Origin of the sequence: Acinetobacter calcoaceticus (genome assembly GCF_900520355.1) — a bacterium.
Classification (GTDB): Bacteria; Pseudomonadota; Gammaproteobacteria; order Pseudomonadales; family Moraxellaceae; genus Acinetobacter; species Acinetobacter calcoaceticus_C.
In genome coordinates, this window is sequence record NZ_LS999521.1 from 3,170,854 (window position 1) to 3,196,490 (window position 25,637).

Sequence of the window (25,637 nt, forward strand, 5' to 3'; positions counted from 1 at the left end):
AAATAATTTCCATAAAAAAAACCTACCTCTTGGGGAAGTGGTAGGCTATAAACTCTAATATATATACTTCTTCAAAAATATATTATTTATTTAAATTCATCAATAAGGATTAATTTAAAATAAAATTAAAACATATAATTAAAACACATCAAAAAAATAAAATATTTTCTATTTATTTTAGAGCACATGTGTTGTGCTTAAAAAAGGTTGCCAATAGTAACCCTTTTACATTGGCATCTTTATACAAAATATATGATCTTTATGTGAGATCTAAATAGCCAAATACAGCCTTTTCAACTCGCTGCTGTAAATGTTTTAAATCACGTTCCCCTGCTATGCCTGCCGCGTTAATCGTTCCTTTGCTTAAAGCAATTACATCTTGTGCGGCTGTCTGAGCGTGTGGCATACCAGAACGAATAAACAGATCAGAAATGATGGTCTCAAGCTCATGTTGAAGCTCGCTTTCCTCAAAGTCTTTTCCAATCAGTTCAGAAGCAAATTCTAGTGTTCGTGCCAACTGTGGACGACTCAATTGATGTTGCACAGCAGCCTGTATGATGAGCTTTAGTTTTTCCTTTAAATCTGCGGCGTCGTGTAGAGTACGAAAGTTGTTTATAAAAGAAGCACGATAAACCTTCTAAATGTCATAATTTTTAAGTGAAGTACCTATATCGTTACCATAAGTATGTAAGTTTACAATGCTTATGAATTTAGCTTACGTTAATAAATGAAGAGCCATTATTATTGAAAAAGGAAATTTATTGGCATCCTTCATTTCTATATTCAGCATGATGTATTTGAAGAATATTAAAAGCAAAACACAATTGAAATAGTATAAAGCTTAACTAGTTTCTACACTGAAAAAATCATCTATCTGTGTCGTCCAACGTATGCTTTATTTAGGAATGACTCAATGAAAAAGAAATTATTTTTCAGCACTATTGGCCTCACAATCTTGATTGGTGCGGGTCTATTTATCGATCGAGATACTAATCCATTGAGTCATTATACATCTGATACAGGCAAGCTAAAATTTAAAAGAGCTTACGATCGAGCAATGGCGAACTTGCCCACGCCCAAAAAAACACTTGACCTAAAGACATCATATGGCACGGTTCGAGTTTATTATTTTGATAGTGGCAAGAATACAAAAGAACCCTTTGTACTACTACCGGGCCGATCAGCATCTACACCCATGTGGAGCCCAAACCTTGCGGGTTTATTAAAGAGTCGTTCAGTCTATACCGTCGACTTAATCAATGAAGCCGGAATGAGTAAGCAAACTAAAGCGATTACCAACGCTGAAGATCAAGCAAAATGGCTAGATGAAGCACTGACTCAATTGCCTGAGAGTAAGCTTCATCTTATAGGTGTATCTATTGGCGGTTGGACAGCAACTAACTATGTCGTGCACTTTCCCAATAAGGTAGCAAGTCTTAGTCTTATCGATCCTGTATTTGTATTTGATAATATTCCGCTGACCACAATCCTCATCTCAATTCCAGCATCAATTACTGTGATTCCAACACCTATACGCAATTATATGCTGAGCTATATTTCAGGAGGAGCCACGGTCAAAGCAGATGACCCCGTCGCGCAGCTCATTGAAACAGGGATGCATACGTTCTCAGTCAAGACACCAACACCAACACGGATTAGTAAAGAACAATTAAAACGTATCGATATCCCCGTCTTTGCTTTGATGGCAGGTCGCAGTGTTATGAATGACTCTGAAACTGCCGTTTCCAATGCGCAAGAGAGCCTAAAGAAAGGTACTGTAGATATGATTAAAGATGCTTCACATGCAATCAACGGAGAGTATGCTGATGAAGTAAATACCAAGATCATTCACTTTGTAGATACCGTAGCACCTATGTAATATCTTGCCTCTCATAAACAAAGATTACTCAATTGAGGAAGTACCCAACTGTAAAAATTCGCTGGTATGACGTTGAGACGTTTAGTACTAAAGCGAGTGATATTGCTGTGTTTGAGACGACATCTCTGCAAGATTATTATTTTGTGATTGATGCGATTCGAGACTCTGAGTTTTGCACAGTGCCCTACTTTGAGTTTGTAGAGATTATTCCAGCCATTGAGGATGGGTATGTGGAGTATGAAAGTTCTTTATAGAAGTTCCAGACGACCTAATTTTTTCGCACGACCAGTAGATAATCTAGTCATAAGCATAATAGAGAGGGATATAACATTAACTTTTACTCAAAATCAGGATATACAAAATCGTATTTCCCTGTTTTTATACGTTTTACAATATCATAAGGATTAATAACTACTCCAATTTCTGCTTTACGATTTTCTCCCTCTAATCTCCCTACACGAGTAAAGTCATTATCATTTATATGCCATACATACCAATTTTCAGATACTTTAATCTTCTCTGCACCAACTTGTGCTCCATAGTCATTCGTATCCCGAAAAAGAATATTAAAAAGATCACCAATTTCACTGGTATTTCCAACTTTTTCCCATAAGTTCATTTTTAGTCCAAGCTTAGTCACGCAATGAGCATAAAACTCTACTTCACCATTTACGATTTCCAATAAATCAATATCAGTTTCCAATGGGTATATTTTTTTAAAGACCCTAATCACATCACTATTTAGTTGAGTTAAATCAAAAGCAATCAATTGAAAATATTTTTTCTTATCATTGTCTACTTTAACAACAAAAATATCACCGATCTTGGTGTTTTTTCTTATCATTTTCGATTCCAAACTTTTCCCAATATTTCGGGCTAATTGATTTTCTACTTCAGTAGTATACTGCCACTTTGTCCAAGACTAAACTGATTAATTAAGCTCCTCCCCACTTGAGCTAATCAGGCAACTCCTCATAAAAAATTCAATTTCAATCTTTTAGCCTCCGCTTCATCCCCATACCACCACACAGGTATATCCTTGATCTTGGCTGACATTTCCTCATTTACTCCCTGATCTTTATCTAATAAAGGATCGTCTCCATTTTGGTACCTTGGCGTAACTATATTATTTATAAATAAATCATAAGTTTGTTGATGGCAGTTCGGACAACAGGGTAAAGATTGTAAAAAGCGTTTTAGGTTATTTTGATAATACTCTCTATAAAGTGGACCGCTATCTGGGATATCTGTAGCATCCTCATTTAAAATAGGATCATTACGTCCAGTGATCCATACAATCGTATGGCAATTTGCGCATTGTCCACCCATCGCTTCTGAAGAATGGTAATGAGCAGGTGGAATAAATAATATTCCTTTGTGCTCGAATCCCTTTTGATACCATGCCCCTATATTTAACTGACTTGCTGCGACTTGGCATAAAGTTCTCATTATTTTCTCCTTTTTAGAATGGATTTATTTAGTAACTATTTAATCTTAACAGTATTACCCCTCCCCCAAAACCTTTCCAATACCATATCCCTTTCTTCCACACTATATGAACTCAACACTTTTAGCATCAAGCCATCAATTAGGTTTAAAACCATGTTTGCATCGGGTTTGAGTGTGTTGTTTTCCAGACTAAAGACCAGATCAAAAAGCTCTCGTAGTAGCCATTTTCGATATTCAACGGCCATGCGGTAAGCCGTTGGATAAAGCAGTTTTATTTCAAAAATAGCCTTAAACAAAAGGTGGTAAAGGCTATTTACATCGACATGTAAACGGACAATTTCTTTGAGTTTATCGGTTTGGCTTGCGTAACGGTGTGAATAGACAATTGCCAGTACTTCTTCTTTCAGTCGGCTTTTTTGAAAACTTATACACGTTTCTATGAGCTTCTCTTTGGAGTGAAAGTAGTTATAAAGCGTAGCTTTCGGAATTTTAGTTTCTTTGGCAATTAGGTCTACTCCTGCATTATGGAATCCATGCGTCGTAAAAAGTTGGATGGCGGTTTGAACAACCTGTAATTTTTTGGAAGATATTTCTAAAGTTGGCATAGTTTTACCGTTTTAAATTCTTGTTGTTTCTAAATGAGATAAAAAGCCTGTGCCCTTTCTGGGAGAAAAAAAGGCACAGCAAAGCAGCAAGATGGTGCTTAGCGCATCTCAAGTTCTATTGTTGATATAAGTTTTTAGTCGTGACGAGCTAAAGCTTTAAAACGTATTTTCAATTAAACAGTTTTAAAGATGAGCTAAACGATATTGGAATAAAAGGCTTGGCAATGGCTGCCAATAAAATAGAAATGTTGCGCATGAGCGACTCCTTAGGTAAAAGAAGTCCTACCGCATTACTGTCAAATAATGGTGGTAGAACGAAAGAGGGTTGACAGACTGAACCTAAGAATCAGCACACCCGAGGGTGTCCCCCTTCCGTCCTACCGCAACAAAAAGGGGGACGAACGAGTCTACATTAAAAAAACAAATTTTTTCAATGTCTTAGGTTCTGGCCTGTCAAAGCCAACTGGCAATGTAGGCCAGCAGGCAAAGGATAATCCGAGAGTTGGTAGGTGTCAATGTAGCTTTTATGACAAGTATTTAAATTTATTATTATTTTTCATTAGATTAACTTAATTATTATTTTAGATATTATATTTAATTGTATTTTTAAAGTTAGAGAGAAGCGATCCGTGCTTCTTGATTTCTTATTTAAGCTTTTAATATGAGAGTACAAAGCGGAAAGTTAGTTTAGACAATCTCAGTCTGCCCCACTTGGTGATAAGCACGATTAAAATAAACCAAACTTTGGTCATGCTGGCTTTGTTTAATCGCAACAATCGGACAAATAAGAATAGTATGCGTGCCGACTTGTTGAATTTGATCAATCTCGCAATCGAAACTGACCAAAGCATCATCTAACACAGGTGAACCTGTTTCTAACTCAATCCATTCGCCATGTTTAAAGCGTTCTTCTGGTGTGAGCTTAGATGAAAATGCTTTTGAAATATGTTCGTGGTGTGCGCCTAAAACATTCACAGTTAAGATTTTGTTATCTAGGAAATGTGCATGTGAACTCGCAGATTGGTTCATACACACCAATAATGTCGGTGGTGTGTCAGTCACACTACAAACAGCAGAGGCAGTAAATCCAAAACGACCAGACATGCCTGCCGTAGTCACAACACTAACCGCACTTGTGAGTAAAGACATTGCATTTCTAAAGTCTGTTGCTTGAACCATGACATTATTCCTAAATTGAATCGTACCTTGTCCTGAGTGTTTGCTATACCGCCCAACTCCATCAGGAAGGTACTTAATCAACATACGTCCTGAGTAGAACGACATGTAGTAAGTAAAATGAGGGTTACTTGTTTGATTATCAACTGCCATCAAAAAAGTAACCCTTTATACCACTTATTGGTAAATATTAAGCAGTAAGATCAAAACCAGTAAGTTCTCTGCGAACAATTTCTGCACCAGCACTTAAAGCATTTAACTTGCCACGTGCAACTTCACGAGAAAGAGGTGCCATACCGCAGTTTGTGCAAGGGTAAAGCTTATCTGCATCTACAAACTGAAGTGCTTTACGTAGTGTGTTAGCCACTTCTTCTGGTGTTTCAATCTGGTTAGATGCAACATCAATCGCGCCGACCATGACTTTTTTACCGCGAATGAGTTCAAGTAAATCGATAGGCACATGTGAGTTGTGACATTCTAACGAGATGATATCGATGTTAGATTTTTGCAGTTTCGGGAAAGCTTCTTCGTATTGGCGCCATTCCGAACCTAGAGTCTTTTTCCAGTCGGTGTTGGCTTTAATGCCGTAACCGTAGCAAATGTGGACCGCAGTTTCACATTTTAGACCTTCAATTGCACGCTCTAAAGTCGCAACGCCCCAGTCATTTACTTCGTCAAAGAATACGTTAAATGCAGGTTCGTCAAACTGAATGATGTCTACACCAGCAGCTTCTAACTCACGCGCTTCTTGGTTCAAAATTTTAGCAAATTCCCAAGCAAGTTTTTCACGGCTCTTGTAGTGACCATCGTAAAGCGTATCAATCATGGTCATTGGGCCAGGTAACGCCCACTTAATGGGTTGATCAGTTTGTTGACGTAAGAACTTAGCATCTTCAACAAACACAGGTTTTTGACGAGAAACAGCACCCACAACAGACGGCACGCTTGCATCGTAACGGTCACGAATTCGAACTGTTTCGCGTTTCTCAAAATCTACGCCATTTAAGTGTTCAATAAACGTGGTCACAAAGTGTTGGCGGGTTTGTTCTCCATCGCTGACAATATCAATGCCAGCAAGTTGTTGTTCGTGCAACGCCAAACGTAACGCGTCTTTTTTACCTTCAATCAGGCCTTCGTTTTCGAGTTTCCAAGGCGACCAAAGCTTTTCAGGTTCTGCAAGCCAAGATGGTTTTGGTAAGCTGCCAGCAGTTGAAGTCGGTAATAATTTCATGATAAATGACCTATATGTTGATTAATTAGGAGCGTATTTAGCAGACCACTGCTCAAGAATCGCTTGGTATGGTTTGATAAATTGCTCTTCAACAAACTTCCCCTGCTCAATAGCCAGACGGCTACGTTCTTCTCGGTCATACACAATTCGAGTAAGTGAGTAATCTTCATTCTTCAAACTTGGCTGATAAGATTTCCCAGCAACTGAATTTGCATTGTAAATTTCAGGGCGGTAAATCTTTTGGAACGTTTCCATCGTGCTGATGGTGCTGATCAACTCAAGGTTGGTGTAATCACTTAACAAATCACCTGTAAAATAGAACGCTAAAGGCGCAACGCTATTTTTCGGCATGAAATAGCGAACTTTTAAGCCCATTTTTTGGAAATATTCATCAGTTAATGAATAGTCTTCTTGCTTATATTCAACACCCAAAACAGGGTGTTCATTTTCAGTACGGTGATATTCTTTAGTTGTTGAAACACTGAGGCAAATCACTGGCGCTTTTTTAAAGTTGGCTCTGTAAGTCTCAGAGTTAATAAAGCTCTTAAACAAGTTACCGTGCAATTCGCCAAATTTCTCTGGTGTACTAAAAGTAGACTGATTTTTATTGTGGTCTAACAAGAGCACACTAAAGTCATAGTCACGTACATAAGATGAGAAGTTGTTGCCTACAATGCCTTCAATGCGTTCATTGGTCTTTTTATCAACAATATTGGTTTTCAATATTTCGATTAAAGGAAGCCCGCTTGTACGATTTTCAGCTTCAATATTCATTTCAACTGAAATGATTTCAAGTTCAACGCCATAGCGGTCGCCTTTCGGGTTGTCCCAATGAGCTAAGGCATTGAAACGATTGTCGATCATCCGTAATGTGTTACGCAAATTCTCTTCGCGGCTCATCCCTCTCGCCAAGTTAGCAAAATTGGTTGTAATACGCGTATTGTCTGCTGGACGATAGTTCTCATCGAAACAAATACTCTTAATCGTAAATGTAAATTCTTTACTCATTGTGATCAGTACCCTAATTTCTGAGATAAACCTAAAAAAATTTCGAGCTCCTTTTAAACTTTCCAGCCTTGTCAGATTTGTGCCTTATGGTCTTATCAAAACTGAATTACTGGAGCGCTTCAGAGCATGAATAGATTTATACCGCAATCACAACATGAATAAAAATGATTTAGTCTCACTCAAAACTGAGTAAAATTCATGTTTAGGGTTTAATAAATAAGTATGAAGTTAAATATTTTTCATCTTAGGAAATTTTAGACAGCAAAAATTCAATATACGGCGCTCGCAAATCACCTTTATAAATTCAAATATTTATTATTATTTTCAATATTTTAATCAATAAAACCTTAGAGAGAATGGCTAGACCTAAAGTAATTTGTGCTGACTCTCGCTCATCTCTGCTTTTAGCCATTCTAAAAATATAATCTTCCGTGGGTCTTCTTCAAAAGCGCTATGAGAAAGTAAAAAATAGGCTGAACCGTCTTGTACAACAGGTGAATTTTTTTGCAGTAAATTCCACTCAAGCTCTTTTTCAATCATATAAATTGAGATGACCGTTACACCAAGTCCCGCCAAACAACCTTCTAAACATAGATAAAAATGTTCAAGCTCAACTTTGGTGTACCCTTTTAAACTTTGCTTTAACTCAGCAATGCGGCTAACGCTTTTGAAAAAATTTGGCCTAGAGGTCGAGATAAGTATGTCGTTAGTTTCTGATGACTTTGTTGCTTGAATCATTGCGATGTATTCATCGGCAATTTTTTCGCTATAGATATGCTCTCCCCAATCAAAATCATTTCTGCGAATCGCAATATCAATATTATCTTTTTCAAAGTCGACTACTCCGCCTGCTGTGAGTAACACAACCTCAAAATTATGACCAAGCTTTTTAAATTTTGATAACCGCGGTATAAGCCATTTCATGGAAAGAGTCGGCTCACACGACAAGACCAGTTGTTTGTTTTCGGTTTTGGGTTGGCTTAGTTGTATTAAACATTCATCGAGTTGACCAAAAACCTGATGGCAACAACTCAATAAAATTTCACCCTGCTCAGTCATCACAAGTGTTTTATTTTTTCGATCGAACAAAGTCGTATTTAAAGCTTCTTCTAAATTATAAATCTGTTTACTGACTGCACTTTGCGTCACAAATAATTTCTTTGCAGCTAAAGTGACACTGCCATACTTCGCCACAAAATAGAAAAATTTTAATGAATTCAGCGATACTCTTTCTATCATTCCAAAAACTCATATGTGTGTAGTCGTTTTTATCGATTTTTATTTCTAGGTTTCTGTTCAAAATAAAAATCATCTTTATTAAAACCTATTTTAGACGATGAAAAACATATTGAATATCGATATCTATCTGCACAGCCATATCGATGCGACTTCTTATTCTGAAAAAATAGCTGCTTTGGGTAATGCTGTCATCTTTTTAAATAAATTCCAAAAAGTACATATTAAGCCCCTCGTTTTCAGTGAGGGTACAAGATAATGGCAGAGTTTATTGCGGTTATTTTAATTACGATTTTGGCAGTGGTAAGCCCCGGAGCTGACTTCGCGATTGTCACGAAAAATAGTTACCTGTACGGTAGGAAAATAGGAGTTTTGACTTCACTGGGAATATCGCTTGGCGTGTTGGTGCATGTGACCTATACACTTGTGGCTGTTGCCTTTGTGATGACCTATACACCGCAAATTTTGAATATTGTTAAATATATTGGTGCGATTTACCTGATCTATATTGGCTATAAAACTTTTACTCAAAAACCTGTTTTAGACACCGCTGCATTAAGTTCTATAGGTACTTTTCAAGCCATAAAATATGGTTTCTTTACTAATGCTTTAAACCCGAAAACCACGCTATTTGTGATTAGTACCTATACTCAAATTGTGAGTTTAACCACACCTAAAACCGTTCTTTTGGCTTATGGCTTTTTTATGTCATTTGCCCATTTTGTATGGTTTTCACTTGTCGCAGTGCTGTTTTCATCCATGCTGTTAAGGCAAAAAATATTAGCCAAGCAAGTACTGATTAATAAAGTGATTGGTTCAATTTTATGTGCTTTAGGTATGATTCTGGTTTTTACTCAGTTTCAATAGAGCCACTTCATTTTTAAGAAACTGTACAGTGAATTTAGAGCTGCTGGACTGAATCCTAAATACAGAACTCAGTCCATTCAAGCGAGCTAAGAATCAATTTGTTAAGTATTCGATTCAGATAAATCATTTACATTCCAACGATTTGCTCTTTTAAAGGTTCCGACATCGTTAAATCGAACACCCATATCACGCATGACTTTATGGGCAACAGGCGCAGTCATTTGTCGAATGTAGAAAGGCTCTTTCACTACAAAATGATGAATGGCATGCGTCGAACCAAAGTTAAAACAGAACAATTGGAACGGTATCATCCACCACGGTGTTAATACTTGCGTTTGTTGAATCACATTGCCCAATTCAACATCACCGTAGTAATGCATATTGCTTGTCACAAAGTGCAGACAGAAAGTACGCAGCACATTTGGCGCAATCCACACCACAGTCAGAATATTAATCACATGCATAACATTTAGGGTTGTAGCTGACCATGCGATCGGTGCATTTGCCAAGCTTGAGATCATATCAACTGCATGGAAGCCTAAAAAGATATACCAAAGAGACCAATGAATAATTCCAAGTGGAAAATAAGCTAAGAACGCACGTTTAAAAATAACTTTTCTAACAGTCCAATTGCTTGCAGCAATAATGCGTAGCAAAACTGCAAAGCCATTATCACCAATCGCGACGAGTCGGCGAATGCTCCACTGCTCTCCATTGGTGAGCGCTCTTTCTTCTAAATCGACCTCAGTGCCTGAATTTTTATGATGATTAAAATGAAGCTCACGGCGTTTCCACGGGTTAATGGTACTTGGGCGAGCTAACCACACTAGACCCATCATAAGGTGATGTGCCCATGGTTTTTTTCTAAAATACATCCAGTGAATCAGGTCGTGTTCTAACTCATGGGTAAGAGATGCAAAAAATGCAATCATTGGAATTGCGAACCAAGCTGAAAGCTGATTATTTATATAGAGCACGGCCGTAGCAATCATTCCAACGAGGGAAATAAATAGAATCATCGCTCCTATCGCGTTTTGATGGTTCAAAATGGGATGGCGTTTGCGTAAAGCCACACCTTCTGCCGTGACCACTTTTTTAATGTGTTCCGTTTTTTCGCTATCAGTCATTCCAGCAGGATTTTTATATATGTAGGTCATCCGTTATTCCTCAGTTTTCTCATGTTCCTACTTTATTTATATCTACCTTTGTATGCTTAACTCGAAACGCCAATCTATTAGCCATAGATGCCAAAATGTAAAAAGCAGAGATAAACAAAAGATCTTTTATTTTTGAAATCTTTTATAATGAGGTGAGGAATATGAGTCACAAGTTATAGGATATAACATGCCACAGACAGCAACGGCACTGGCTAGCTGGGTTAAAGCGATTCAAAAAGCGCTTGAGAAAGCAGGTGTAGATAGCCAACCTTTATTAAAACAAGCTGGTTTAGATGTTCAGGCCCTAAACGATCCAGATGCGCGCTATTCATTAAAAAACACAGCAAATTTATGGAAATTAGCCGTTCAAGCGACTCAGGACTCATGCTTTGGCCTTAAAGTTGCCAGCCAAGTCAATCAAAATACATTTCATGTGTTGGGCCATTCACTCATTACCAGCACAACACTAAAAGAAATGTTTTTAAGAATTATTCGTTACTTCCGCATAGTGACCGACATTCCTGAACTTGAGTTTTATGGCGAGGGAAAAAATCATTATTTCGTTATTCATGTTCCCGACGAAGTTCAACCCGAATCTATTGATGCTTTTATCTCTGTTTTTATTCGTTCAAGTCGCGCGTTACAAGGTTCTGTTTTTTCGCCATTACGTATTGAACTGAGACGCTCGGAACCCGAAGATCTAGAAACTTTTCAAAGTATTTTAAAAGCCCCGACTGTGTTTAATGCCCTCAAAGACATGATTGTATTTGACACAGCAACCATAGAGCAGCCTTTAGACGGTGGGAACCCTAGCCTCACCCAAGAATATGATGAGATTATTAATCGTTATCTCGCACGCTTTGATAAAGAAAATATATTGGCTCGTGTGAAAGTAAAACTCATTGAAAAATTATCTACAGGCGACTTTCAACAGCAAGACGTTGCGAAAAGTTTAGGCTTAAGTATACGAAGTCTGCAACGCAAGCTTTCGGCAGAAAATACCTCTTATAGCGAGCTACTCGACAATACCCGGCACGAACTCGCTTTGTCGTATATTAAAAACTCAAGCCACAATATTACCGAAATTGCCTATATTCTTGGCTTTACCGATGTGAGTAGTTTTACACGTGCTTTTCGACGCTGGACAGATTTATCACCGCTACACTATCGGGAAAAGCATCTGTCTTGTTCTTAAATTTTTAAAAATTTTAGATAAAAAAAGATGCATTCATATGCATCTTTTTTATGAATATTTTATTTTTTATTTAAAAGTTCAAGCATGGACACTGTGGTGACTTTAGCCCCGACTGGCAAGGCTTTTAAATCTACAACATAGTTCGGACTGTGCGGAATGTAAGGTGCGGGTTTGCCTTGCTTTACTGCATTTGCAAACACAACTGGATCTGCCACACCAATAAACATAAAGTTAAATGGAATGTCTTTTTGTTCACCTAACAAATGGTGCACATCTTCTGAACCCATAACTGGAGGAAAATTGGTTAAAACCTGTTTGTCGCCTAATAACGCTTTTAGTGGCCCATTTAAACGGGCAGAAAATTCTTTATTGTTGACTACAGGCGTGCTTGAACCTTTGAATGTAAAAGTTGGCAATTGATCTTTACCCATACCTTGCATTTGGGCTGTGCCTTCACTCATAAGCTTAATATTATTTAACATGGTTTCACGCACTTTTGGATCAAACCAGCGTAAGTTCATCTTGACCAATGCAGTCGAAGGAATCACGTTATTCGAATTTCCAGCTTGGATCGAGCCAATTGATAAAACTGCTGCTTGTTGTGGATCAACTGTATTTCCCATAATAGTCTGATATTGGGTAATCGCATTTGCAGCCATGCTAATTGGGTTTTTGGTTAACATGGGTAATGAGCCATGCCCACCTACACCTTTAAATAGAACATCAAGCTGATCGGTTCCCGCCATGCGTGGTCCTGGTGCATTAATGACCACTCCAACAGGCGCTGGTGTGGTATGAACTGCAAAGAAATAATCGGGTTTAGGTAAATTGTATTTCGTCCACAAACCATCAGTCACCATTGCTTTAGCACCCGTTATAGGCTCTTCAGCAGGTTGTGCCACTAAAATAATGGTTCCGCTCCATTCCTTTTTCAAAGCCACCATGGTTTTTGCCATACTGAGCATCCATGTCACATGTGCATCGTGACCACACATATGAGCAACAGGTGTTTCGGTTCCATCATCGAGTTTTACCCGCACTTTACTTGCGTATGGTAGACCAGTTGCTTCTTGAACAGTATTGGCATCCATGTCGGCACGGTACATGACCGTTGGCCCTGCACCATTTTTCAAAATGCCGACCACGCCTGTTTTTGCTATTCCGGTTTTAACATCAAACCCTAATGACTTAAGCTCTTTGGCAACAATGGCAGAAGTGCGGGTTTCCATAAACCCCAATTCTGGGTGCTCATGAATGTCTTTATAGACCTTACTTAACCATTCTGTTTGGCCATCAATAATGTTTAACGCTTTTTGCGAAACCGCTGGCAAAGTTGTTGGACTTGCTTCTGCATGAAGGACAGTTCCATAGCCTGAAATCAAAGTTGATAACCCTAAAAATAAGGTATTTTTAAAAAATTTGATCATTATGAATAAAGCTCCGTTTTAATAATCTTTGCAGTTAGTTAATAATTATTTTGTTTTTAGCTAAATCTTTCTTTTCTAATCGATTCAATAATGTACCAAACAGCGTTGCCATTACATACATTAAGATTGAATACACGGCTGCTGGCATAGCTGCGTCTGAGCTCGCCATAACAGTTAAAGCAATTGTTAACGCTAAGGTACTGTTATGAATTCCTATTTCAAAAGCACAGGCTTTGGCTTGAAAGCTATTAATACCAAATAAACGAGGCACCAAATAACCAATCAAAAGACTACAAATACAGAAAAGTAAAGTTGCTCCACCCACTAGCCCAATGTAGTTGAGAAGTTTTTGATAGTCTTTGGCAATCGCGAGCGCAATAACAAAAAGTAAAAATACAATTGCGAAAACACGAACGGGGTTATTTAACCTTTCTGCAAATTTTGGTGAGAAATGTCTGATCAACATCCCAATAATGACGGGAACTAAAATAATAACAAACACCTGAATTATTTTAGAAAATTGCAATCCAACGTGTTGTTCACTTGCAACGAAATGTAGTAATGCAAAGTTCACAATCAATGGCAATGTAAAAGCAGCAAGCACTGAATTTATCGCAGTTAAAGTAATATTAAGTGCAATATCACCCTTATATAAATAGCTAAATAAATTTGCAGTGGCACCCCCTGGTGAAGCCGCAAGTAACATCAGCCCGACAGCAATCATTGGTGGTAAAGCAAAAACCTTACAAATAACAAATGCAATACTTACTAAAATAACGAGCTGGCAAAACAATGCAACAAACACCGCTTTGGGGTGCTGGCGAACACGTTTAAAATCTTTGAGGGTTAATTCTAGCCCCATACCAGCCATAATAATGGCCAAAGCTATGGGTAAGAATATGGTAATTATCAATGAATCCATTCTCTATTTCCTCTTTTAATTTTTTGTATTATTTAGAATTTATAACCAATCTTGAGTCCATACCCAATCGAGTGATTATCCTTAAACTCCCCTACATAATAATCACTACCGGCCTGCGCGCCAAGCTGAGCTTTTGCATCACCTAGCCAGTAATATTTCACACCACCAGAAATAAAGTATTGTGGTGTTGGGCTAAATTGAGCACCAAATCCTAAATTATAATATCCATCGGTTGGGCCACCCGTTGAAACTTTATCGCCTACACCTGAGTCCCAACCGACCGAAACAGAACCTAACCATTTAGGTGAAAAACGTTGCCCTAACCCTAAATTTAAAGACCATTGGTCTTCATCATAACGAACTAAATTCAGCCCTTCAGGACGGCTTGGTGTTGCTAACACTCCAATAGCTTTTGAAATTTCACCAAAACGATAAGGTTGTAGCGCCAATTCACTCCAATTTACCCAACGTAAACTTCCGAACAATAAAGTTCCCTGACGTAAACCGGTTTGAAACTCTAAATTCACTGAGTCTGGAGATTTAAATTTGGTTGTGCCAGAACCTTCGTCATGAGGTAATTCTAAAATAATTTGATTTAAATAGTTTTTCTTTTGCTCGGTCATCTGCCCGATAGAAATCATATAGTCGAGATGTTGGCTAACTAAATCGCGTCCTTGCTGAGTCGTTAACATATCAATTAACGGTGCATTTTCAGTCGCGTTTACTTTGTGGGTAATGGCAGAGCGATAGGTAAGTGAAACTTTAACGGCCTTTTCAGGAATTTGATAAGCCAGTCCAGCTAACCAACCCCAATCGCCCACAGTTTTAGTTTGAAAGTCATAGCCATTATAAAGACTAAATATATTTCCTCTTAAACTGACCTGACTTTTGAAGGTTTGATAAACTGGCCCTGCAAAAATATTCCAGTTTTTATTAGGCTGATATCCGGCAATGAAGCTGAAACTTTGCATATCAAATTCTGATTTAGCATTTCCTATAGGAACTTGACCAGAAGTCGCATTTGCAAGGCTTGTAGCCGTTATACCGGGAAGCATGACCGTATCTTTTGGCGTTGCTACAAAGCCATTTACGCCAGAATATTCGGTGTCAGCACCAAAAGGCTGATCGTAAAGCAACCCAAATGAATAATGCGGTGCAATCTGAAACTTTAAAGCCGCAGTCGGCCGATAATCTGTATTGGCAATATCAGAAATTGGTTGATGTGAAGGGTTCGTACCAGATTCCACTCCTTTTAAATCCGTATCTGTCACGCCTAAACTGGCTTCAAAGTAATTTCCCGGTTGTAAAAATGCTGAGATGGATTGGCCTGTTTTATCAAATGCAGCAGCATGTAATACACTTGTACAAATTGAAGCGATTCCCAATACTAATGTTCTATTTCTTACTACAAAAATCATGGATCCATCCTGGATTTTTTTATTTTGATTGTTCACTTTATTTAGATTTTGAGTGGTGCGCTTAGCCCCAAACGCCAATTCGTTGACTGTGGATGCCATATTTAAAAATTATAAGATTGCCTCTCTGAAATGAGATAAGCCCTTTTGAACTCAAGATTAAAGACGACGATGATTTAAAACTTTCAGATAATTTTTTAAGAAACTTTTGTATTTATTGCTGTTGATATTAAAGCGCATGATAGATTTCCCAATCCTTCATATCTCTATAAATCACGGCACACCAAACGAGAAATGCTAAAGCGATGATATTTATATACCTTTGCTTTAGCTTATAAATTTATCGGATATACAGTCAGTAGATTAAGATAGTACATACATCAGCAAGTAAATCTTCCGCTAAAATTCATATTTCGCCATCATTTCTATACGCTTATCTTTCCCTACTTGTTGACTTACGGTGTTGCGCTCGCCATAGACATATTCAACCCCAAAAGTTAGGGGTTTATTGGGTTTAAACATCAGATTAGCCCAGCTCTGTTGTAACTTCTTATTTGCATCTTTTGTTATTACGTCTTTATCTTCATAGATCAGTGCACCATGACCTATTGTGCCCCTTAGTTTTTCATTAAATTGATAAGTAAGGCCCAGTTGAAATGCATCAAAATCAATTAATTCGACATCATCTCCGTTTTGAATATGACGGACATTATCAGAGGTAGCCAGTAATAATTTATTGTCTCCAGAAACATGCGAATAGTTGCTATTAAATAATAAAGATGGTGTGATTTTATAGCGAAGACCTAATGCTGCACCCCATCCCATTTTAGTTTCATCATTTTCATTACGTAGACGGATTTCCTGAACTAAACCACGTGCAGTCATTACGCCTTTATCAGTGGCAAATTCATATTTCAATTTACTTGCCAGTAAAGGCAGACGGTTCTCATCATTGCCTTTTTCTAAACTTAAGAAATAAGAGGTGGATGTATTGATTGGCCCTGAATAACGCACCATTGGATTACGATTGGTACCCCCACCTAAAGCGGTATTTGAATCTAGCATTTCTGGCGCGGTTTCAGTGGAAAGAAAAGTAGACGTCGTTTGACCGATCAACCAACGATCATAATTTAAATAGACATGTCGCAGACGGGCATTATCTTTATTCGGTCCACCACGGAAATCTATTTCAAGTTTTCCTTTTAACGTTTGTTCTCCTACAGGAGTACTAAAATCTAAACCAATACGAGAGGCATTTACGGTCGAATCCAAGCGATCTTCAGTAGATTGCTTATCAGGATCCCCTTCTAGTAACACACTATTAATGCGGTTAAACATACCTTTCGCACCTTCAAACTGATAGGCAGTATCAGCACGAACAAATCCGTACAAATTCACATCAGCACCGGATTTTGTTTGCCATTTGAATATAGCTTGATTATTTTTTTCTGCCGGCGCGCCAATACTTGCTGTAGATACGTATGGAACCTGTACGCTAGTCACAGGTCTTGCTTGTTGAGCCTGAAGCATTTGTCGAAGTTCACTCACTTCAGTACGCAATTGTTCAATTTCACTGTTCTGGTTGGCATGAGTAAATGTAGTAATAGTCGTCAAGCTAGCTATAAATACCGTTAGTCGAGTCTTAGGTGACTTCAATTTCATTTTAAATTCCATTTGTTTTATTTCAATAAAGCGTGGTGTTCATCCATTTACAAAAATTGTAGATATACTCTCCCCTTAAATAGCCTTTTCAGCTGTTTGAAATGTCTTACTTACTTTTTAGATTTAAAAAACAGTTGAAGACTGCGTTGATAAAAGAAATGTGTAGTGAGAATTACAAAAATTAATCTTGAGAGCTGAAAGGCAACTACAATAGGTACTGCGAGACCGAGAGCTTTAGCCATGAGGGACATTTCTGCGATGCCTCCGGGAGAGAGACCTAAAATCAAGATTTGTTTTTCTGTATGGCTTAAGTTGACCAGTAATAACGCAAAGCTGATCGATAACACCAAAGCCAGCAGATTGAATATCAATGTTATCCCAATGAATTTTTTATTTTTTCTTAAAAAGCTAAATGGAAATTTGCTGCCTAATGACCAACCAATACAGACTTGACCAAAGGCAGTAAACCATTCAGGCAATCTCATCTGAAGTATTCCGCAAAATGATAACAACCCGATAATGGCGAGTGGCCCCAAAATCCAAGCATTCAAAAGATTAAAAAATTGAAAAGCCTTACCCACAAACAGGGCCAGACAAAACAGCAATACGACCTGAAAAAAGCTAAACTGGTCCGACACTGGTATCTTTAAACCAGTCCATTCGACTTGAAAATAAAGTTCCATAAAAATTGGAACCAGCACAACCAAAATCACAATTCTCAAACTATGGGCAGCAACGACTTTCTCAACTTGAGCTTGATGCCGTTCTGCAATATTCACCATTTCACTGGCGCTACCAATGGCAGAAGAAAACCATGCAGTTGCCCAATCCAAGGCATTCACTCGATATTGCAAACCAGCCAGTAACGTACCCAACGCAAGTGACCATGCCAACCCAATTAGAATAAAACCCCAATATGCTGCCACTGCTTGTACTAAGGCTGGTGTAAAGTATAAGCCTAAGGCCATACCAATAATGACCTGCCCTATGCGTCGCCAATGGGGATCACAGGCAAGTGGATGGCCAACGCTACCGAACAATAAGGCTGTCAATAAAGGCCCAAGCAACCAAGGCAGGGGAATATGTAAATATTTGGCAATTAAAGCTCCGACCAGAGCAATTGCTAATCCTTTGAGATTTGAGCTTATTTTTTCCATAATTCTGAGCAATAATAGTCAACGAATGCTGACTATTATTGCTGTCCTATTAAGCTTGTTGTTTTTTGATAAACAAGTACTTACGAACGATTGGCAAGATTACTAACAATCCTGACATGATCCAAAGCCCCATACTGATGTTACTGCTCCACAAGATGCCAAGTTCCCCTTGAGAAATCGACAAGGCACGGCGTAAATTTGATTCCATCAACTCTCCAAGTACGAAACCGAGAATCAGCGGTGCTAATGGGAAATCAAATTTTCGTAAAATATATCCAAATACACCCAAGCCCATACATAACAACAAGTCAAAGATATTGCTATGAATAGCATACACCCCAACAAAGCTGACACTTGCAATGATCGGGATCAGAATATAATTAGGAATACTTAACATGCGGGCAAAGAAACCCACCAGTGGCAAGTTCAATACCAACAGAATGATATTACCCACCATTAAAGATGCAATCAGTGACCACACCAGTACAGGTTGCTGAACAAATAACTGTGGACCTGGTGTTATGTTGTACATAAGCAACGCGCCCATCATCACCGCAGTCGTCCCCGAGCCTGGCACACCTAGTGTCAACATTGGTACAAATGAACCACAAGCTGCTGCGTTATTAGCACTTTCGGGTGCAGCAAGCCCACGTAAGTCACCTTTACCAAATTTGCTACTATCCTTTGCCATTTTTCGTTCAGTGGTATAAGCCATTGCACTTGCAACTGTTGCACCTGCTCCAGGAAGAATGCCCAAGAAGAAGCCAATCACTGAACTGCGAATAATAGTAAATAAAGAGAAAAAGAACTCTTTGAGATTAAAAAGTGAACGTTTCCCTTGCTTTAATGCAACGTTACCAATCGTGGTACGTTCAAGCAATAATAAAATTTCACTTACACTAAATAAGCCAATAACCAAAGTAGTAAAAGCAATTCCGTCACTTAAACCCACGCTATTAAAAGTAAAGCGATACACACCTGTAATTGCATCCATTCCCACAGTTGAAAGCGCTAAGCCCATGAGTGCCATAATTAAGGTTTTAAATGGTTGTGTACTGACTAAACCTGTTAAACAGACAATTGCAAAGACCATCAGGGCAAAATATTCAGCTGGACCAAAGGCAATTGCCCATTTCGCCAATATAGGAGCGAACAATACAATCCCGATAAAGGCAACAGTACTCCCAACAAAGGAACTGACCGATGACAAAGACAGTGCGATTCCGGCTTTTCCTTGCTGTGCCAATGGATAACCATCTAGCGTGGTCATAATTGCCCCAGCATCTCCGGGTACATTTAATAAAATTGCTGAAATACGTCCGCCATATTCACAGCCCAAATAAACTGCTGCCAATAAAATCAAGGCACTATCTACGGGTAAACCTAAGGCGTAAGCAAACGGCAATAAAATTGCCACACCATTAATTGGACCTAAACCTGGCAATAACCCTACAATTGTTCCAATAAATGCGCCAATAAAGGCAATTAGAAGATTCTGCGGTTGCAAGGCAACCTCAAACCCCATCATTAAAAAATTTAATACATCCATATCGGGTCATCCTTAACCAAAAAATCCAAGTGGTAATGGCACATCCAAGAAACGGTCAAACATATAGTAGGTACTCATGCTAAGTACCAAACCTGTCACCAAAACCGGTATGGTTTTGCCATGGAAAAGTTTGCCCAGTGCAATGGTCATTAATAGAGTTGCAACAATAAAGCCTAGCCATTCAAAAACTAATGCATATAACGTTAAAGCCACCGCACACAACGCTAACTTAACGACTAAGTGTTTTGTCCACCCCAACTCAACGGGTTCAAACATAATGGCCGGTCGAATAGTTAGATACGCTGCACTCGCTGTAATTAACCCCATTAATAAAATAGGAAAAGCTTTAGGGCCTACTGGATCGTAGGAGATTGGGGCTTCAAAATTGCTTGCATGAATCAACAAAAATAATCCGCAAACCGTAATAATGGCCGTAAGAATCCGTTCAGATTTCATCCTCTATCCTCAAAAAAAAGCTGAGCTGAAAAATAGCTTCCCTGCTCAGCCTGTTTGCTATTTTGATAATTTATATTCTTGCGACAACTGACGCATTTCTTCAGTCTGCTTATATACATAGGCAGTGAGTTCTTCACCCGTCAGCTGAAATGGGAGTAAATCTTGATTGTTACGTACTGCCTCAAATTTCTGGTTTGCCATCATTTTATCAAAGGCATTTTTCCACCAGCCATAGGCTTCATCACTGACCTGTGGTCCCATATAGAAACCACGAATTACCGGCCACTCTATGTCATAGCCTTGCTCTTTTGCGGTAGGTAATTTTGAGAACTTCCCGTCTAAACGCTTGTTTGCAAAAACTGCCAAAACCCGAATATCGCCAGACTCTAGGTATGAACTTACTTCACTGATATTCCCTACCCCAACTTGAATATGCTGTCCCAGTAATGAAGTCAGTACTTCCCCACCACCTTCAAGTGCAACAAATCTTAAATTGGCCGGACTAATACCTGCTTTTTTTGCCAACATGGCTGTTTGCATCCAGTCTTGACCACCCACACTTCCAGCACCACCAAAGCTAAGTGCTTTTGGGTTTTCTCGTAGTACTTTCATCAAGTCATCAAGGTTTTTCAGCGGTGAGTCTTTATGTACCGAAACCAAACCATAATCGACGGCGACCCCAGACAACCATTTCACATCTTTTTCAGTGAAGTTTCCGAATTTTCCTTGTGCCAAGTTCAAGAGTGAACCAGTCGAAAATGCAACCACGGCATCATTGTTAGCAGGATCACTGTTTACGATCTTATTATAGGCTACGGCACCTACCCCGCCTGGCATATAGGTTACGCGTATTGGGTCTTTGAGCTGGTCTGTTTGTTTAAAGCCAGATTGGATTAATTTACAAGTCATATCAAACCCACCACCCGGCTTTGCTGGGGCTATACATTCCGGACGTTTTGGCTGACCAGCCTCTTTAGAAGCATTTCCTGAACCACACCCAGCCATTGTCACACTGACGCATGTTAATGCGAGTAAAGTTAAATTTTTCATGTTACATACATCCTTATAACGTTTTGCTCTATTCATATTTTGATTTTTACCAATCGCCATAATCGACCTCCTTGGCACGATCATGTTTACCGGTTTTTAGTTTTAATCTTGTGTTTTGAAATGCGCTCTTTCACAGCGAACTTCAGCAATGCTGCGTTACTATAAAAATTACGAATCAACCGACTAAAAGAAATAGCTAAGTGGAGGGAAAGTTATGACAATCACCAGATCTATAATGAGTAATTAAAACCTTTGCAAAAATATCCAAAAATACTGGTTTTAATTAATACTGATGAATAACAATAAGATAATAAAAAAGTAATCTATTGAGTTGTCTTTTACATATCCATGCTATGGGTAACGTTTAATATTCAAATAAATAAACCTATTTACCCAATCTTTCCTTCTGACCAAGTGAGCAAAATACTCATACGTTTTTCCAATAGTTATTTAATCAGGTACGCTTCTTCATAATTTGCAAACCCATCATATTTTTTAATGCATCATGCATTTAATGCTCTCCCTTTCTAATTTGAGGAGATTAAAGCACAGAATAAGAAATCATCGTGATACCAACAATTTAAAGGGGGCATTAGTAAAATTAAATAGGCTTAAAAATCCAAGCAAAGGGAGTGAGAGAAACTGAAAAGGATCGTTTTATTATTCTTAGAATATAAAGTTAAAGATCACTTTTATGAGAATGGATAATTATTTATAAGAGAATATACAGCTGTTAATATACAAAAAATCTATGAAAATTTGGCGCTTACTAAAATTAATACGGACATTTATATATGGAAATCAAGCAAATAAAGTATTTTTTGACGGTCGTTGAAGCAGGCAGTATTGGTAAAGCAGCCCAAAAACTTGATGTTGGTGCTTCAGCAATTAGTCAACAAATTAGTAAACTAGAACAAGAGTTAAGCATTCGCTTGCTGCAGCGTAATGCCTTTGGCGTCACACCTACTCCTGCTGGTCTCGCCTTTTTAAAACATTCTCAACTCATTTTACGACAGATTAACTTTGCTGTTGATGCTGCTCACTCTGCAAGGCTTTCAGGCCATGTCAGCTTAGGTTTTCCACCCACCATTACCGCCTTAATTGGCATCCCTTTAATGAAATTAATGTCTGAACGTTATCCAGATATTCGTCTAGAGATTGTCGAAACACTGTCGGGTAACCTGATTCAATCCATTAATTCGCGTCAGCTTGATATTGCCATTATTTTTACCAATGAAATTGATAAGCAATGGTCAATACAACCATTGGTACGCGAGCAAATGTATTTAATGGCACGAAAAGAAGTACTAGAAAAATACGGTCTTGCCGAATGCATCAAAAGTGGAATTATTCAGTCTCAACAAATTGGTGACATTCCTTTAGTGCTGCCACGCCAGCGTCACAGTTTAAGAAAATTACTTGAACACAAGATTGGACAGCTTAATGTCGTCTATGAAATTGATGGTCTACACTTACTCATGGATAGCCTGATTCATCTTGAACTTGCCAGCGTCCGCCCCGGAAGTGCTTGTCTGCAAGAATACAAACATAAGCTTCAATTGCTCAAATTGGTTGATCCAGAAGTTGAACGAATCAATTACTTGGTTAGCCTTGCCGAAGAAGAATTATCCCCTGCGGCACTCGCTGCTAAGTCAGCAATTAAAGCGTGTGTGAAAGAGCTTATTCAAAATCAAATCTGGCCTTGTTCTGAAATTATTTTATAAAAGGTCATTAATTATATTAAACACCCAATTAATTTTGCCCTCTCACTCCCTCCTGCTTTTTGAGATTACATTTTCGTCCGAATGATAAGTGGTTTTCTGTTTATCGAAATATAGATGTGTAGTTTGAACTGGAAACAAGACATCACATTTTCTACGAAGGGTCTCTCTAAATCTCATCTCAAACCCATTTTTATTTAGGTTTATTGATTGAACCGATTTAGGTCCGACCTCGAAAATCGTGAATGTTTCCATTCTGTCAGGCCAAGGAGGTCTTCAATGGATGTCGTGAATAACCCTAGGGCTACTTTAAAAAAAATATTAAATGTAACGAGTGGCAACTTTTTAGAACAGTACGATTTTTTTCTTTTTGGTTTCTATGCCACTTATATCGCAGCAAAATTTTTCCACTCTGAAAATGAATATGTCTCTTTAATGATGACATTTACCGTATTTGCTGCGGGCTTTCTTATGCGCCCTCTTGGCGCTATTTTCTTGGGTGCTTATGTCGACAGAGTTGGACGACGTAAAGGTCTTATTGTGACCTTAAGCCTTATGGCAATCGGAACCATCTTAATTACCTTTGTGCCAGGTTATGAAACCATTGGTATTATTGCGCCAATTTTGGTGGTGATTGGACGCCTATTGCAAGGCTTCTCGGCAGGCGTTGAATCTGGCGGTGTTTCTATTTATTTAGCTGAAATTGCAACAGATAAAAACCGTGGATTTATCACAAGCTGGCAGTCTGGCAGCCAACAAATTGCGGTTGTGTTTGCTGCATTACTTGGCTATTGGCTTAACACCATTTTAACTACTGCTCAAGTGGGCGAATGGGGCTGGCGTATTCCGTTCTTAATTGGCTGTTTGATTATTCCTTTAATCTTTTTATTCCGCCGTACTTTAGAAGAAACCGAAGACTTTAAAGCTCAAAAAACTCATCCAACTTCTAAAGAGATTTTCAGCACACTGGTGAGCAACTGGCGTATTGTGCTTGCCGGTATGATGATGAGTGCCATGACCACAACAACGTTCTACTTTATTACGGTTTACACAACAGTATATGCAAAACGTACTTTAGAAATGTCGGTAACCGATAGCCTTTTAGCGACTGTATTTGTTGGTTTGTCGAATTTCTTCTGGTTGCCAATTGGTGGTTTACTTTCAGACAAAATTGGCCGTCGTCCTATTTTAGTCGGTATTACTACCCTTGCCATATTTACAACTTATCCAGTTTTAAGCTGGTTAGTAAGTGATATTAGTTTTTCTAACCTCCTCATTACGCTTGCGTACTTCTCATTTTTCTTTGGTATGTACAACGGAACTATGGTGGCAACACTAGCCGAAGTGATGCCAAAACGTGTACGTACAGTCGGCTTCTCTTTAGCGTTTAGTCTTGCAGCCGCTATTTTTGGTGGCATGACCCCCATTGCCTGTACATATCTTGTTGAAAACACGGGTAATGCAAGTGCACCAGCATTCTGGCTGATGTTAGCTGCGGTATGTAGCCTCATCTCAAGCTTATATCTATGCCGCGGTTCTCAACAGAAAAATTCTGAAGCAATTGCTGAACCTGTGAAGGTTAGCGCTTAAAACAACTACTTAACCTGAAATTTTACTGAACAGTACGGCAGACCCTAAGTCACCGTACTGTGCTCTTTTACAATTAAAGTGAGGCACTATGAAAAAGTCCCCTATCTTCAAAACTATTTGCTTAGCTGGTGCGGGCTTAGTATCTACTTTTGTTAATGCAGATACACTCGAAGTGATTAGCTCAGGTGGTTTTTACTCATCTATGGAAAAACTCATTCCAATATTTGAAAAGCAAACTGGCCATACCGTACACCTCTCGTCTGGTTCATCCATGGGTGCATCACCAACGGCAATCCCAAATCGACTCGATCGTGGTGAACATTTTGATGTGGTGGTGTTAGCTGCTCCTGAACTAAACAAGCTTGCAGAAAAGGGTTATGTAGACCCAAATTCACAAAGTGCTTTAGTTAATTCAAGCATTGGCATGGCTATTCCTAAAGGTGCCCCAAAACCAGACATTAGTTCTGCTGCAAAATTCGAAAAGGTTTTATTAAATGCAAAGCACATAGGCTATTCAGCAAGTGCAAGCGGCACGCATCTTGAAAAGAATGTTTTCCCAAGCTTCCCGTCTGTGGAATACAAAGTAATTTCTGGTAAAGCGGAAAAAGTGGTAGGTGACCGCGTTGCAAAGCGTATCGCCGAAGGCCAGTTTGATATTGGTTTCCAACAAATTAGTGAAATCAAACCTTTTACTGGCAAATATGGACAAGTTGAGTTAGTGGGGCCAATTCCTGCACCTTATCAAAAAGTCACCATTTTTGCGGCTGGTATTGGTAAAAATTCTGAACATAAAAAAGTGGCAAAAGAATTAATCCAGTTTGTGAAATCACCACAAGCAACACAAATTATTGAAGAACAAGGTCTTGAGCAGGTCAAACAATAAAA

22 protein-coding genes and 2 pseudogenes are annotated in these 25,637 nt (G+C 38.6%); 7 read left to right on the forward strand and 17 right to left on the reverse strand.

What is annotated here, in order from left to right; translation table 11 throughout:
* Window positions 1–259 precede the first annotated feature (259 nt).
* Window positions 260–595: pseudogene (locus AC2117_RS15165) on the reverse strand (TetR/AcrR family transcriptional regulator); the annotation flags it as partial.
* A gap of 462 nt (window positions 596–1,057) precedes the next feature.
* Between AC2117_RS15165 and AC2117_RS15170 the strand changes: the two are divergent.
* On the forward strand, window positions 1,058–1,879 hold the full coding sequence (locus AC2117_RS15170) for an alpha/beta fold hydrolase (protein ID WP_197730936.1): 822 nt from the start codon (window positions 1,058–1,060) through the stop codon (window positions 1,877–1,879).
* Window positions 1,880–1,917: 38 nt separating this feature from the next.
* A pseudogene (locus AC2117_RS15175) lies at window positions 1,918–2,133 on the forward strand (darcynin family protein); the annotation flags it as partial.
* Between the two features lie 83 nt (window positions 2,134–2,216).
* Here AC2117_RS15175 and AC2117_RS15180 read toward each other — a convergent pair.
* From AC2117_RS15180 to AC2117_RS15210, 7 genes are all read right to left on the reverse strand, one after another.
* The gene (locus AC2117_RS15180; protein ID WP_133975195.1) at window positions 2,217–2,723 is read right to left on the reverse strand and encodes a hypothetical protein; all 507 of its coding nucleotides are present in this window, start codon (window positions 2,721–2,723) and stop codon (window positions 2,217–2,219) included.
* Window positions 2,724–2,851: 128 nt separating this feature from the next.
* Entirely contained in the window at window positions 2,852–3,328 is a 477-nt protein-coding gene (locus tag AC2117_RS15185; protein WP_133975197.1) for a hypothetical protein, read from the reverse strand.
* Between the two features lie 35 nt (window positions 3,329–3,363).
* Entirely contained in the window at window positions 3,364–3,933 is a 570-nt protein-coding gene (locus tag AC2117_RS15190; protein ID WP_133975199.1) for a TetR/AcrR family transcriptional regulator, read from the reverse strand.
* Window positions 3,934–4,620: 687 nt separating this feature from the next.
* The gene (locus tag AC2117_RS15195) at window positions 4,621–5,112 is read right to left on the reverse strand and encodes a flavin reductase (RefSeq protein WP_133976395.1); all 492 of its coding nucleotides are present in this window, start codon (window positions 5,110–5,112) and stop codon (window positions 4,621–4,623) included.
* Window positions 5,113–5,299: 187 nt separating this feature from the next.
* Entirely contained in the window at window positions 5,300–6,343 is a 1,044-nt protein-coding gene (locus AC2117_RS15200; protein ID WP_133975201.1) for a methionine synthase, read from the reverse strand.
* A gap of 18 nt (window positions 6,344–6,361) precedes the next feature.
* Window positions 6,362–7,348 carry a DUF1852 domain-containing protein gene (locus AC2117_RS15205; protein ID WP_133975203.1) on the reverse strand — a complete coding sequence of 329 codons (987 nt, stop codon included), beginning with the start codon at window positions 7,346–7,348 and terminating at the stop codon, window positions 6,362–6,364.
* 366 nt (window positions 7,349–7,714) lie between these two features.
* Window positions 7,715–8,587: a LysR family transcriptional regulator gene (locus AC2117_RS15210; protein ID WP_133975205.1), complete on the reverse strand. Its 873-nt coding sequence runs from the start codon at window positions 8,585–8,587 to the stop codon at window positions 7,715–7,717.
* A gap of 255 nt (window positions 8,588–8,842) precedes the next feature.
* Between AC2117_RS15210 and AC2117_RS15215 the strand changes: the two genes are divergently transcribed.
* Window positions 8,843–9,451 (forward strand): LysE family translocator, encoded by a 609-nt coding sequence (locus AC2117_RS15215; RefSeq protein WP_133975207.1) that lies wholly within the window; start codon window positions 8,843–8,845, stop codon window positions 9,449–9,451.
* 101 nt (window positions 9,452–9,552) lie between these two features.
* On the opposite strand, the gene AC2117_RS15220 is transcribed toward AC2117_RS15215, so the two are convergent.
* Window positions 9,553–10,578, reverse strand: a complete 1,026-nt coding sequence (locus AC2117_RS15220) for a fatty acid desaturase (protein ID WP_133976396.1) — start codon at window positions 10,576–10,578, stop codon at window positions 9,553–9,555.
* Between the two features lie 217 nt (window positions 10,579–10,795).
* Between AC2117_RS15220 and AC2117_RS15225 the strand changes: the two genes are divergently transcribed.
* Complete coding sequence (locus tag AC2117_RS15225) at window positions 10,796–11,803, forward strand: AraC family transcriptional regulator (RefSeq protein ID WP_133975209.1); 1,008 nt, start codon at window positions 10,796–10,798, stop codon at window positions 11,801–11,803.
* A gap of 59 nt (window positions 11,804–11,862) precedes the next feature.
* Here AC2117_RS15225 and AC2117_RS15230 read toward each other — a convergent pair whose 3' ends face one another.
* The 8 genes from AC2117_RS15230 to AC2117_RS15265 form a co-directional block, all read right to left on the reverse strand.
* Window positions 11,863–13,230 carry an amidohydrolase gene (locus AC2117_RS15230; RefSeq protein WP_133975211.1) on the reverse strand — a complete coding sequence of 456 codons (1,368 nt, stop codon included), beginning with the start codon at window positions 13,228–13,230 and terminating at the stop codon, window positions 11,863–11,865.
* Window positions 13,231–13,264: 34 nt separating this feature from the next.
* Window positions 13,265–14,152 (reverse strand): bile acid:sodium symporter family protein, encoded by an 888-nt coding sequence (locus AC2117_RS15235; protein WP_133975213.1) that lies wholly within the window; start codon window positions 14,150–14,152, stop codon window positions 13,265–13,267.
* A gap of 32 nt (window positions 14,153–14,184) precedes the next feature.
* Complete coding sequence (locus AC2117_RS15240; protein WP_133975215.1) at window positions 14,185–15,570, reverse strand: long-chain fatty acid transporter; 1,386 nt, start codon at window positions 15,568–15,570, stop codon at window positions 14,185–14,187.
* Between the two features lie 396 nt (window positions 15,571–15,966).
* Window positions 15,967–17,229, reverse strand: coding sequence for a DcaP family trimeric outer membrane transporter (locus tag AC2117_RS15245; protein WP_133975217.1), 1,263 nt, complete (start codon window positions 17,227–17,229; stop codon window positions 15,967–15,969).
* A 110-nt stretch (window positions 17,230–17,339) separates the two neighbouring features.
* Window positions 17,340–18,386, reverse strand: coding sequence for an AbrB family transcriptional regulator (locus AC2117_RS15250; protein ID WP_133975219.1), 1,047 nt, complete (start codon window positions 18,384–18,386; stop codon window positions 17,340–17,342).
* Window positions 18,387–18,435: 49 nt separating this feature from the next.
* A complete protein-coding gene (locus tag AC2117_RS15255) occupies window positions 18,436–19,935 on the reverse strand; it encodes a tripartite tricarboxylate transporter permease (protein ID WP_133975221.1) in 1,500 nt (499 codons plus the stop codon).
* A 12-nt stretch (window positions 19,936–19,947) separates the two neighbouring features.
* Window positions 19,948–20,391 (reverse strand): tripartite tricarboxylate transporter TctB family protein, encoded by a 444-nt coding sequence (locus AC2117_RS15260; RefSeq protein WP_133975222.1) that lies wholly within the window; start codon window positions 20,389–20,391, stop codon window positions 19,948–19,950.
* Between the two features lie 57 nt (window positions 20,392–20,448).
* The gene (locus tag AC2117_RS15265; protein ID WP_133975224.1) at window positions 20,449–21,501 is read right to left on the reverse strand and encodes a Bug family tripartite tricarboxylate transporter substrate binding protein; all 1,053 of its coding nucleotides are present in this window, start codon (window positions 21,499–21,501) and stop codon (window positions 20,449–20,451) included.
* 734 nt (window positions 21,502–22,235) lie between these two features.
* Between AC2117_RS15265 and AC2117_RS15270 the strand changes: the two genes are divergently transcribed.
* The 3 genes from AC2117_RS15270 (at window position 22,236) to AC2117_RS15285 (ending at window position 25,635) form a co-directional block, all read left to right on the forward strand.
* Window positions 22,236–23,165: a LysR family transcriptional regulator gene (locus tag AC2117_RS15270; protein ID WP_133975226.1), complete on the forward strand. Its 930-nt coding sequence runs from the start codon at window positions 22,236–22,238 to the stop codon at window positions 23,163–23,165.
* 276 nt (window positions 23,166–23,441) lie between these two features.
* Complete coding sequence (locus tag AC2117_RS15280) at window positions 23,442–24,752, forward strand: MFS transporter (RefSeq protein ID WP_133975230.1); 1,311 nt, start codon at window positions 23,442–23,444, stop codon at window positions 24,750–24,752.
* Between the two features lie 88 nt (window positions 24,753–24,840).
* Window positions 24,841–25,635: a substrate-binding domain-containing protein gene (locus AC2117_RS15285; RefSeq protein ID WP_133975232.1), complete on the forward strand. Its 795-nt coding sequence runs from the start codon at window positions 24,841–24,843 to the stop codon at window positions 25,633–25,635.
* The last annotated feature ends 2 nt before the right edge of the window (window positions 25,636–25,637 follow it).